Source organism: Micromonospora sp. DT4 (genome assembly GCF_049841675.1).
Taxonomy (GTDB): domain Bacteria; phylum Actinomycetota; class Actinomycetes; order Mycobacteriales; family Micromonosporaceae; genus Micromonospora.
Genome location: NZ_JBNCKT010000314.1, coordinates 1 through 952 on the forward strand (window position 1 = coordinate 1; position 952 = coordinate 952).

Consider the following 952-nt stretch of genomic DNA (forward strand, 5'->3'; position numbering starts at 1 on the left):
GCCCCACCACCGTCACCGACGACATTCTCGCCATCGCCCGCGCCCGCCAAGCCCGCGGCGAATCCGTCACCACCATCGCCCAACACCTCAACGTCGGCCGCTCCACCCTCTACCGGGCACTACAACACCCTGACCAGGCGATTACGGCCTAGCGCCGGATCCACTGCCAGACCAAGGGCCGATCCGCTCGGACCGAGTGTTCCACCTGCCCGTAGCCGAACGGGAGCACGGTCGCGCAGGCCGGCCCGCCCGGCACGGGCCCCGCCATCGACCTGGACCGCCCGGACACCCACCCACCCGCCCGCGGCGGTGTCCACCATGACCGAGACCAGCCGCTACGGCACCGCGTACGCCGACGTATGGGACCCCGCATCCGCACCAGCAGTTGCACCGCCGCGGCGGCTGGGCCGCCCACCAGGGGCAACTGCCGGTCGTGGAGCGCACCCTGACTCGGCTGACCGTGGACCGCGGCTGCCCGGCGGCCGGCACCCCTGAAGCCGGTCTGGCTGTGGTGTTCCGCGACCAGCCTGGACACCACCACAGTCGAGCGGATCTGGCAGTCCTATCTGCGCCGCTTCGATGTGGAACACACTTTCCGGTTCTAGGAAAGGTCCTCGGCTGGACCCAGCCCCGTCTACGCGACCCACCGGCCGCCGACCGGTGGGACCTGGCTGACCCTGATCACCTACACCCAACTGCGGCTGGCCCATACCATGACCACTGACCTGCACCGGCTCTGGGAACGACCCGCCCCCACCCGGGCGGCTGACCCCAGCCCCGAGGGTCCGCCGCGACCTGGGTCGGCTTCCACGTATCAGCTGAGATCACTTTTGTCGCAGTCGAAGATTGCGTTACTTAGTGTGATGAGTTGTGTATTTTTGTCGGGGTGCTGTGGTGCGAGGTTGGCGATGGCGGTGACCCAGTCTTTCCGTTCGTTGGTGTTCAGTTGGGT

Annotated in this window: 1 protein-coding gene; it reads left to right on the top strand. The window is 68.1% G+C overall.

What is annotated here, in order from left to right; translation table 11 throughout:
• The first annotated feature begins 32 nt into the window (after nucleotides 1-32).
• A complete protein-coding gene (locus tag ACLQ24_RS29845; protein ID WP_425895073.1) occupies nucleotides 33-152 on the top strand; it encodes a helix-turn-helix domain-containing protein in 120 nt (39 codons plus the stop codon).
• The last annotated feature ends 800 nt before the right edge of the window (nucleotides 153-952 follow it).